Here is a 12328-nt window from a genome sequence, read left to right as displayed (position 1 = left end):
CGCCATCCGAGGGCTCGGGCGTCAAAATCCCGCCTCGCGGGAAAACCACAACCCGCTGGAGCGGACTTCCTCCAGGGCGGGACGCAGCCTCGTGCCCTCGCCGCCTCGCGCGGACGCCGCGACTTACCCTCGCCTGTCAAAAGCCCTCCCACCAGTGCATGGCACCACCACCCAACGACCTCGGGCAGGACCATGATTACGGGTTCAGAGACACAGAAGGGCGCGGAGCCCCACGCCGAGGACTCTGGCTGGACTGTCCCACGGGACACGATCCCCCTCCTCGGGGCAGAACCCCGTGCCCGTGACGACGCCCGAGAGATCACCCCAGACGAAGAGACGCAGGAACTACCGGCAGGAGCCGAACCCTCTCGCACGGCTCCCTCTTCGCGAGGCGACCCCCCGGCGTCCGACCACGAGGGAGGGGCAAACAAACGGCAAGCGGTCCTCTCTTCCGTCGCGACGGAGATGACGCGTGCCCAGACGGGCGCAGAGCCCGCCCTGCACGCACCCATCCACTGGACCACCGGCGACCGCGCCCTGTGGAGGGGACGGCCCGTGCGTGTGCAGGCTGTGGAATGGCACCCCCGCGTACCGCTGCCCAAGCCCGAGGGCCTGGGGCCGGGGCAGGCGCTCAAGGTCGTCTGGCCGGCGGACGATGCGAACGAGCCCGCGGGGTCCGCGCTGGTCGACGAGTTCGAGCTGACTCCCTATGCCGTGAACGCGGACGAGGTGAGGGCATTCCCCGCGACCCTCCGCGAGGGGGAATCGGCCGTCCAGGTCCACGCGGATGGCTGGCAGTTCACGGGCGAGCACGGCCACTGCTACCGGCTGGTTGAACGCCCCTGGGGACGTAAGCCTGGAGGCACACACTGGAGCGTGACGCCGCTACCGCAGCCACCATCAGGCTCCGGCAGCCGGTGGATTGGAGAACTCCACCCCCCGCTGGAGACCGCGCTGGACTGGATGCGCCGGGACGGAGCCTCTCGGGCACTGGCCGCCGGGCGGTGGCAGCGACACCCCCTCGCACCAGCGGGAACCTACCCCTTCTCCCTCGACCTGCACGTCGACGAACTGGAAGAGGGCATGTGGCGAGTGGTCCGCTACGGTCACGAGGGGCGGATCGCGCGGTACCCGTGGGGATATGAGACCGGGCAGCACGGTGGGCTGCCGGAGAACCAGAAGACCGGCGGCATGAAGTGGGACTACGCGGTGTGGTCTGCGACAGCACGCGGGTTTGAAGAGTTTCCCACCGAACGCCTGCGCATCGTGGGATCGCATTGGGGCACGAGGGAGGACTGCGCGCCGGGCGGTCCCCGCCCCGTGGGCTTCTGCAAGCGCCAGCACCCTCGCTTTCTCGTCGAGGTTGAAGGCCATGGCCGCGTCGTCATCTGCGCTGAGCACATGATGGACCGGATCATGGGAGACGACGCGTTCCGTTCGTACTACTCCAAGGCCGCCAAGATCTCGGGCTATCGCACATGGAGCTACTGGCAGGACCGTGCTCGGGAGCTGACCTGGGACCTGATCGCGCCTGCAGCCGACCGCGGGGAACCGCTGCCCGACGTGGCCGCGGCGCTCCTGGCGGAAGCCGAGGACATGCGGATGCGGCGGGACGCCAAAGACGCCGCCACAGCAGCAAAGTCGGCTGCGAAGGCGAGCACCAAGGCGAGGCGCGGTGGGCCTCACCCGCAGCGCACCCGGGCAACCAACACCAGCCCGATCACCGGGCCCGATGCATCTGCCTTGAGTCCGGGACAGGACGCGCTGTTCGACGCACCGCTCGCCTCAACGCCAACCACCAGGACCCAGCAGTCGGAGCACCGTGAGCCTCCGAGCACGGCGGACGATGAGCCGCAGCATCAGGAGCCGCTGCGCATCGAGGGGGGCGGGCTGCAGTCAGGCTCTAACGAGGGCCATACAGGCCACAATTCGCTCACGACTCCCCTCCCCAGCGAAAGCGACCCCCGCTACCGGGCGGTCCGTCTCAAGGGCGGTCAGGGCTGGATCGTGGAGGACCAGCGCGACCACAGCATCCCCTGGGTGGTCAGCCCGACCGGCGCCGCCAGGGAGTGCATGTTCGGTGAACGCTCCGCCGAGAGCGAAGCCCGAACGACCGCTCACCGCCTCAACACCGAGCTCACTCTCCAGATCCGACCGCCAGACGGCGCCTCGCTGCGCTACACACGTCCGCCCCAGGGCAGTCACATCGGGGTCGTGGCCGAGAACATCACCGTGCTGGCGCGCATCGTCGATCCCGGCACCTCGTCCGAGACGCGCGGTATGCGGTCCAGTACCCGCCAACGGGGGAGGAAGACCCGAATCATCGGAGAGCGGCCCGCCATTGCCGTAACGCCGGCCGGCAACACCATCGAGTTCTGGCATCAGGACGGCATGCCCGCACTGAGACCCGGACAGGACTTCCACGTCGCTGGCATGGTGCTCAAGCACAAGAGAGTCAACAACCAGCAGCGGACCGTGCTCGCCAGCGTGAGCCTGGATACGCCAGCCCAGCATTTTGACCGACGGCACCTGCACCGGGCTGCCCCCACCAACGACTGGACGGCCGTGTCCGCCAGCGCCGCCGGACCCCTGGGAGCCGGCCAGCGGGTACGCATCAGAGATCCTGACTCGCCCTACCGCCCCCACCATGCGCTTTCCACCGCGGCCTACGCCACCGTCACCCTCGAAGAGCAGCGCCCCGACGGCAGCTGGCGCAGCCAGGCACCAGACGGCCGCCACATGATCATCACCAGGAGAGACGTGCGCGCCGTCGAAGCAACTGAGCCGTCTGTGGCCCGATCCGGCGAGCCCTCGCCCGCACCGCCGACCGCGACAACGGGGGATATACCCGAGCCCCTGCGCAGCAAGCTCATCACGCTGCGCTACCACGATCTGTGCGACCGATGGGAATCCCACATCCGTGACGGTGATGACGTGCTTCTCATCAGCGAGCCACACACCTGGCAGCCAATCGCTGAAGCCAAGCCCTTCGTCTTCGTGACCAAAGACGGCCGGCACCTCAACTACCACAGCATCATCGCCCGCCGCCGCGACGGCATCGTCACCTTAGCCCTGGACTTTCCTCAGCAAAGTTCCCCCGCACAGGACACAGCAGTACCTGCCAGGCCACCGATCGGCGGCCCGATCCGGGAACTGGACACCGCGGGCATCATCCGGGAGCTCAAAGAACTCGACGACTGGCGCCGATCAGCCGCAGCGCAGGCCCACGACAGCGCGGTGGCGGCCACGCTCGTGCAAGCCGAAGACCGCTGCCGGGCCTTGGCGCGCGCTCGGGACAACCGGCGCCGTGCCGACTCCGGCACGTCACTCCCGGCTGTTCAGAGCGAGCGGCTGCCTCCCCTGGTGGACCAGCAGTTCACGACGACGGAGGATCTTATCGCCCATCTGGCGAGTGTGCAGGCGCGACCGCACCTGGCCGACCGCGCCGCCGAGGAGCGACAGGCGGCCTTCTGCCGCTCCCTAGCCCGCCGACCCGACGCACCCCTCATCGTCCATCCTGCAGCGCAGGGGCGCCTCGCGGTCGTGCAGATCAAACCGGGCAACTGGCAGGTCCGTACACCCCACCTGCTGCACGGCCTGGGCGCAGCGGCGCGCGTCACCTCCCGTCGCCATGCGGCCGCACTCGCTGAGGCCATGGCCGCCATCACCGATGTTCGCGGCACCCCCTTCCCGTGGTCCGACCCCTGGGCAGACCGGCGCGCGATGACCTTCCGCGATGCGAACGGACACCCGCTCATCCATGCCCTTGAGCAGCTCAGGACGCAGGTACCCGAGCCGCCGGAACCCGATGACGACGACGTCGAACTCCTGGAGACAGTCGGCCACACGGCAGCGAACGGGGAATCCGAAGACCATTCAGCCCCCGCCTCCCCTCACGAGCCTCATCCGGGCTGGTCAAACCCGCTGACGGAGATCCCCATCCTCGGCTCGGCCGAGCGTACGGAAACCCAGCCTGAGCAGATGGAGCAGCCAGCAGCACCCGAGTCGAGCTACGACCAGCTCCCACACGGAGCCTTGGATCCGACCACCCTGACCAACCCCTGGACCGCAGCAGCCCAAGCCGTCCCGCTTCTCGCCGGCACACCTCAACCTCAGCAACCTGCACGGCGGGAGGCCACCGCCCCCTCGTCACCAGAGGCCGCCACTTCCCCTGATGAAGCCAGACCCGGATCCGCGACAACGGGCGAGGCTAGGACGCCATCCCCCGATTCCTCCCGCCAGCAGGCCGACCACGTCCACGAACACCCGGAGAGGACAGCCTCACCGCAGGCTGTGTCCACCGGCTTCGCCGATACGGAGCTGCGCCCCGGCCGGCTGCTCTTCGCCGCAGGGACGCCCGTGGTTGTTCACGCCGCCACGGCTGACGGTGATGACATCCCTGCCATCTCGACCGGGGCGGCCGACCCGCCCTGGGGGACCGGACAGTGGCAGGCGGTACGCCACGCGGACGGATCCGAAGAGGCCATCCACCCTGCCCTCATTTCGCTGCCAGGGCAGCCGCGCTTCGCCGGACTGACCGACCCCGCGGAGATCGCACGCTGGGAGACACTCGACCGAGCCGAAGCCGCCGGATCCGAGCACGCCGACTTGCCTGTGGAAGACGTGGTCCTCTCAGATCAGCTGGTCATCACACGCCGCTCAGGCGGCAAGGACCGCACGGGGTTGCATGGCCTTACCGCGATCAGGCTCGCCACCAGAGGCACCAGCCGACGACCGCGCCGGGGACGTGAATTCCACTACCAGGGGCGCCGCGGAGCCATCACCAAAGTCTTCCACCAGGAAGACACTCTGGTGCGCATCGGGCACCCTTTGGTACATCCCAGCGTGAACAGCCCCACGGATGGCCGCCCCCTGACCACCCGCCTCCTAAAGGAGCGCTACCTCGAAGGCCCCCAAAGCCGCCGCATCCACGACGTCAGCACGCTGGAACTCATCGCCGACGGCCAATTCGCCCTGCACAGGGCCCTGGAGGGGTGGGAGCTGCTCCCTGCCTCGACCGCCCTCAGGATCTGGCCACCCGCATCACTGCGCCCCTTGGCGGAGGAATCCGACTGCCCTTGGCCGCTGGCGACGCTGGCGAGCGCGGAGGAGGCGAAGGACTTCGCGGGCCGCCTCCTGGACCGATTCGCCCGCACCGGACCGCACGGCATCGACTTCGCCTCACCGGACCTGCCGGCTTACGCAGCCGCATGGTGTGACAGCGACGGTGGGCCGCTCTACCTCGCGCTCCTGCGTGAACGCGCCCTCTTTGACCGCGTGCAGGGCAGAGCCGACTCCTTCGCAGCTACCACCTATGCCCTGTTCGAACCCACCCACGCCCGTAAGGACGCCCCCGCGGCCGCCCAGTGGGCCGATCAACTACGCCCGGGCCACGGCATCGCACTCACGGACGACGGGGGCGACGGCTACTTCACCGTCCGCGAACACCATCTCGCCGCCAACGGACTTGTCACCCTCACCCTCGACAACGGCGAACGTGTCACGACGGCACGCAACACGCTCATTGCCACCGATGACACCGAGTTGGTCACCGACCTCGAAGGCACACCGTACGGCGACCGACAGGCCACCTGGGCGGTCCACGAGGGCTGGCTCGAACTCAACGCCCAGGACATGGACCCGGAGACCGCCCGTGCGCTCCGGCTGCCCTACCCTGTGCCGCTCGCGGCCGTGATCCGAGGCCGGATGACCGCACGCGACGATGCGACAGACAGCCTGCGACTGGCTGACGTGCGGCTGTTGACCAGCGACGGGCGACGCCACCCCCTCCATGCCGACCAGATCAACGTCCCCACACCTGACACGGTCATTCGGTTGCGTGACCAAGCCAGCGCGCAAGAAGCCGCGTGGTACCCGCCCCGAGACACCCCAACCCCAGTCGCAGACGGGCGCCCGAAGACACCAGCACCACCGGGGCCCACCCCACTAGCAGCGGACCCGCCGGAACCTGAGCAGCTCACCCTGGACATGAATCCCGCAGCAAGTCCTGCACCCAGGTGCGCGCGGGAACCCTCATCTCCTTCGCCTGCCTCTGAGCGCGAACAGGCCGCCCCCTCAGCACGCCCACCAGCCGTCCTGCCCAGCCCCAGCCCCAGCGCGCTGGGGCCGCCGAAGGCTTCCCCGCTCGCGCGGGCAGGCCGATTCCCCAAGCCGGCCGCGCCAAGGAGCCCCGCACCACGTGAGGTCAGGCCGCCAGGGCCACCCGACCCAGGGCCCGAGCCGCGCGAGGACCCCTCTGCGGCAGCTGAGGACGGCCTCGGCCGCCGCGCACCGAACCCAGCAGCCGCAGCTGCTGCAGTCCCTCTCCCAGAGGCCTCCGCCTCGTCACCACCGCGGGGCGAGGACCAGCAGCCACCGGCAGCCATCCCTGCGCCTCCGCGCCCCGTCCCGTCGCGCTCCCGCCAGGCGCCTGATGGCGCCGCCGTAGGGGAGCACACGCAGACCCTCGGTACTCACCGGGCGGCCGCCCCGGAGACAGAGACCCGGGTGGGGCCCCGTGATGGTGCGCAAGCCGCCCTACCCACCCCACTTCCAGCCGTCCCCCAACTGTCCGCGGACCGCGCCCACCATCGAGGCGGGCACCCTTCCTCCACGGCGGGCCCAGGTGGACTGGAGACGACCCCACCGAGGGCCGGCGTTGCCAACGCACCGCAGCCCCCGCACCGTCCCCCGCCCGCCGTGCCCCCCCACCCGCGCGATGAGCGCGCGCAGCAACTGGCCGACCAGGCAGCTTCAGCAACCAGCGCCGCCCAAGTCCGCGCCCTGTGGGAGCAGGGGAGCGTGGAGCACGTCCCAGCACAGACCATAGTCAGCACACCGCTCGGAGCGGCCCCCCTGTCCGCCTACCTCCACACCCGTGGCGAACAGCTCGCACATCAAGAGGAACGAACGGCCGGGTCGCGGCAAGAGCCTCCGACCGACAAGGGGACAGGCGCCAAGGCCAGACGACCTGCGATCCCCACCAGCCCCACAGGCGCGGCTGATGCCTCCGCCCCTCCTGGCCGTCCGCCGGTGCTGCGTCTGCCGGACGGCCGGTCACACGAAGCCACCGACACAGCTGCCGGGCAACTGCATCGGGACCTTCGAGCTGCTGTGGAGGAGCCCAAGCCCGCTCTGGCGCCCAGACTGTACGGCCACCTCCACGGACAGCCGATCTACATACAGGCCAGCGATGAACGCCCACCCGTCGATGCTGCCCCTCCCGACCCAGCACGCTGGCTCTACCTCGGGCTCAGCGAGTCGGGCAGCGACCAGTGCATCGCCTACCTGTCCTCCACCGACCTCGCCGCAATGCAGCCCGCCCTCCTGCTCACCGCGGCCACCACCTGGGCCCAGGCGCGGCGCCCCGTCTTCACGAACTTGCGAGGCCTCGCCCCCGGGCAGAGCGAGTTCAGCGCAGTAACAACACGGGGCCCCGACGCTGCGCCCACACAAGCAGGCGACACCACGGACCCCGGCCAGGGGGAATCCGCACCGCGCGTCATGCCTTCCCCCACCCCTCCGCCCAAGGCGGTGCCAGAGGCGACGACAGCCACCACGAACGCCAAGCCCGATATGCCCAGGCACCCGACGCCGGCCATCATCTCCACCCCGGCCCCGCCGACCGGCAGCCCCCAACGCGTGGGTCATCCAGGCTCGACCACATCGTCTCCGCCCGAGGCCCACAGCCCGGACGCATCGCCAGCCAGCCGCCGCCCGCTTGACGCGGTCACCGCCCCGCAGCCCGCTGATGCACCTGGGAAGCCCCCCAGCACGCCGGAATCCACAGCGAACCCCGGCCACGTGACCGAGCGATTGCTCGCCACCGCTCAGAAGGCCCTGAGCGGCCTCGGTATCCCGCCTGATCTTGTGGCCACTCACGCGGACAAGCATCAGCTGGTGGTCACGCATCCTACGACCGGAGACGCGGTCCTGGACGCCGAAGCGGCGCACCTGATCCGCCGGTCTGTCAATGAGTTGATCACGGAGACCGACGATCGCGAGCTCGCCCGCCACGCGATCAACATCAGCATCACACAGCAGAAAGGGCAGAAGGCATTCTCCAGCCCACCCGCTTCCCGCGACGAAGCCCAAGGCACCCAAGCTGCCCAAGACCGGCTTTACCGACTGCTGGATGGAGCAGCTGCCTATTTCGCGGCCGATCTCTCCTCGGACAGTGCCGAGGCAAAGGAGGCGGTCACCTACCTCACGCAAACGCGAGGCCATGCCCTCGACGGTGAACTGGTGGCCCGCTGGGGCGTCGGCCACGCGCGCCGCAGCCGCCAGGACACCGTCACCGCACGGCTGCGCGCCGCCGGCTTCAGCGACCAAGAGCTGCTGCAAGCAGGACTGTTGCGCCTGCGGCCCGAGACCGGAACGTTGAACGACGCCTTCTTCCACCGACTGATGTGGCCCGTGCGCGACCTCGACGGACGTGTCATCGGGTTTACCGGTCGTACTCTGGGCGACCCCACCAAGTGGAAGTACAGCAACACCGCCAGCGACTCGCCGCACGGGCCGACCCTCTACCAAAAGAGCAAGGTGCTCCTCGGTATGGAGCGCCTGCGAGACACCGAAGGCCCCGTCTACCTCGCCGAAGGCCCGTTCGACGTCCTGGCCGTCGATGCCGCCCACCTCCACGCAGACCGCCCCCAGCACGCGGTGCTCGGAACCTGCGGGACCGCCCTCACCGCAGACCATGTACGAATGCTGCGCCAGGCCTGCGGAAGGGAGCGGCCCCTGATCCTGGTCCGCGACAACGACACCGCAGGAGCGCGATCCATCCTGCGAGCCTGGCACCTCCTCGCCACCTGGCCCGCACCTGTCCACGTCGTCACTCCCGAGGCTGCCAAGGATCTCGCAGAGATCCATGAAGACCCCAACCGCGGACCGACCGAGGTGCTGCGGCAGCTCGACAACCAGCGACAGCCACTTCTGGACGCCGTCATTGAGGCCGACCTCACCTTGAACGGCGCCGCTTCCCACGGCGGCAGCCAAGCAGCCGGGCCGGCAAACGCTGCGTCCCTCGTCGCGAACAGGGTCTGGGAACACCTGGAGGCTTCACGCGAGGGCGAACCGCCCCGTGACGAGCTCGAATCCCTTGCGCTGAAGCACGCAGGCAACGTCGCCAGGCCTCCCTGGAATGTACCGCTCGCGGAGACACTCACCGCGATCCTCCTCGGCCCGAGCCCCCAGTCGGTGGACGCCCAGTGGCGTAAGTCCGTCAGCCAGCGCGCGGAAGCCCTCACACGCGCTGTCGCGCACCCGGCGGCCCCCCTGCCCCTCGGAGAGAACATGACGAACGGATCTATAAGCGGGAAAACCCTACGAGAATCTACAGTATCGGGCATAGAGAGCGAGTCGTCTTCCGTCGAGCTCCCCACCCCCGCAGCGGCTTCACAGGTCGGCCGGGCGCCCTCGGATCAAGCCAGGTCCGCCTCACCAGCCACACTGGGATCCGACTTCGAAATGGCCCTCGCGCCGGCCGGCCAGAGCCCCTACCGGACGGACAACCGAAATGTCGCTGCTGCACGCCTCAGCCATGAACTGATCGCACTGCTGGACGGATTCCGCCTCGCCCAGCGCCCGAACGCAGACCAGCCCCGGCCCTACGGAACCCTCCGCACCCTGCCTTTCGCCATCAGCGCCCAGGCCTTGAGCACCGACGACCCCTCGCTCGTCATCGACTTCTCCGGCGCCCGGCAGGCCAGGCTTGTAATGACACGCGCTGAGCTCAGCCGCCTCCCCGGCTCGCGGCTTCTCGCCGCCCTCGAATGGCAGGCCGCCATCGCCACAGCAGCCCACGTAGCCCTCACACCCGCATGGTTCGCGGAGCTGGACCGCATCCTGCCCGGCGACCAACTCGACACCACCATCACCAAGGACGAATTCCTCGACCTGCTCCACGCCTTTGCGGCACTGCACCAGGACAACCCGCAAGCACCCGACCTGAGAACCCGAGCTGATCGCGCTGTCGCTCTCTTCGCGCGCCGGCGACCGGCCGAGGCAATGATTCACCTGGCTGACGCGGGGCACAGATGGATCCGCCTGGGTGCCCAAGGATGGACATACCAGACCAGCCCCGACCCAGTGTCCGCGCCGAGCACCGCACCAGCCCCCGCCCCGGCACGCGACTTCGAGACCGTCGCACAGGACATCGCCGAACTTCGCGCAGAATGCGAAGCACTCGATGAAGCCGCAGCAGCCTCACGCCATCAGCCTCCGCCCGAAGAGATGTGGCGTTCCGGGACACCGGCACAGCCGCTCCCTGCGGACAACCCCCAGATCCCTGTCGAGGAACAGCTCAACGCTGAGGAAGCAGCGTTGCGCATGCGCCTGGAATCCCTCCGGCCGCACGAACAAGCCCTTCCTCCGGGGCTGTACTCCAGCATCACCGCGCTCGTCGAACAGATCGAAGCCACCCTCCCAAAGATCCGTCGCCTGCATGACCGACACAATCACCCCCTGATGAACCGCGGGCTGCGGCTCCTTGTCCGCACAGCGGAAGTTCTGAGCTCCCTTGCCACACGGCTCCATCTGCCCGACGTCGTGAGCCGCAGCATCGAAAGGCTGACCTCCTATCTGCGCGGTGCCCCGCGTCCGGGCGCCGCCACGCCGCTCGACCAACTCGCCGCCCCCAGCGGAGACCGCCGCATGCAGGACCTGAGCCACAACCAGCGGGCGATCGAAGCGCACCTGGCTGCACCTGGTATCGACAGCGTCCGCCGAGCCGCCCTCCAGGAAGACTGGATCATCAATCGAGCGCAGTGGTTCGCCCGGTATGAGCAGCAGCACCGGTCCGTTCCCGGCGACCTCGTGCCCGGCGAAAGCCGGCTGGTTGCAGGAGCCCCGCCCCTCCCCAACATCGCCAAGGCCTACGAAGACCTGATCAAGCACCTGCGCGCACGCGCCGTCGCCCTACGCAACAGCGACGCGAACGACCCCCGGGCCGATCTGTTCACCCGCGCAGCCACCGCCTACGAGATGCTCCTCGCTGGCAAGCCAGCCGGCCGCGGGTACCCCGCCGGCCTCATCACCCCAACCGTGCTGCGCGAAGCAGCACTAGCAGTAGTCCGCCACAGGACCGCGTCGCCTCTCGTCGTCCAGAGTGCGTTCGACCACCAGATGCCGCCCGATGTCGCCAATCACACCCTTCAACTGCTGGAGGCCCGCGGCATCGTCGGCCCGCTTACCGGCCGTGCCCCTCGCGCGGTAATCGTCCGGGGTGAGTCAGATGTCGACAAGATGCTGGCGAACCCGATCAGGCCGCACTCCGCCGAACCTGCCCGGCCCGCGCCCCGACGGCGCCCAATACCGAAGCCCGCCACACCAGACCCCATCGAAGACATCCTGCAGCAGAGAACCGCATCTCTCACGGAGACCGCCGCGCGCCGACTGGGCGAGAGTAAGGCAGACCCACGGCCCGCCCGCCCCGCGGCCCCAGTGACGACAGGGCAGGAGGCTCACCACAACGCACGACCGGAGCAGCACGCAGAGCTCCAAAGCCACCGAGTGCAACAAGCACCGCCGAAGCCGGAGCCCACCCCTCCCGAACGCACATCCATAGCCGACCGTCTGCAGACTGCCGACACTTCATCTCCCCCAGAGCGTCGAATAGCCCTGAGCCAGGACAATCCTCGCTACCTGCGCAGCCAGGCCGAACTGCATCGCGCCCGAGCCAGCCAGGCACCAACCCCGGAGGCCAGCAAGCGCCTTCACGCCAAGGCAGACAAGGCTGACCGACTGGGAGGCACCCCGCCGAAAGCCGCTGACGCCCTGCTGGAAGGTTTTACCCACACGGACGGTGGGGACCTTTTTCGCGCGTTTGAGCGAGTAAGCAGCCAGTTGGCTGAACTGAGCTGCCAGCTCCAAGAAGAATGCGCTCGGCGCGGCCAGGAGTCAGCAGCAGGACCGCCGCAGAAGAACACCGAACGGCCCAACCCCTCCGACCGTCAACGGCAAGGCCAGATGATCCCCACAGGGAGTCCGGCTGCGGCATCGACGCCGAGCAAGTGAAGGCCATCGCACCTCAAGGAGAACCGAATGCCGCTCACGTACCCTCTCGGCGCTCATCATGAGCGGCAAATAAACCTTGCCAGACTCCGCGCCGAACAAGCCGAGCGGGATCGGCGCCGGCGATGCAGGGACGAAGAGGCTCAGTCGCGGAGCCGACGTCCCGCCGAGGCCCACTACGCGGCGCTGCCGACGCCGTCATGGACGGGGCTCCGCTGAGCGAGACGCGCCGCGCTGCCAGGAGGCAGGGCGAGGACCTTCCCTGTTGTTCCTCGTTCCTGCTCTACTCCGCGTGCTGCAGGTGGCGCACGGCGAA

Annotated in this window: 1 protein-coding gene; it reads left to right on the top strand. The window is 68.9% G+C overall.

Translation table 11 applies throughout. The features are described 5' to 3' along the window. Positions 1 to 555: 555 nt before the first annotated feature. The gene (locus ACFWA7_RS08740; protein ID WP_385821805.1) at positions 556 to 12015 is read left to right on the top strand and encodes a toprim domain-containing protein; all 11460 of its coding nucleotides are present in this window, start codon (positions 556 to 558) and stop codon (positions 12013 to 12015) included. Positions 12016 to 12328 lie beyond the last annotated feature (313 nt).

This window comes from Streptomyces sp. NPDC059994 (genome assembly GCF_042737755.1).
Classification (GTDB): domain Bacteria; phylum Actinomycetota; class Actinomycetes; order Streptomycetales; family Streptomycetaceae; genus Streptomyces.
The sequence above is the reverse complement of the archived record's forward strand: the minus strand, read 5'-3'. Positions and strand labels throughout refer to the sequence as shown.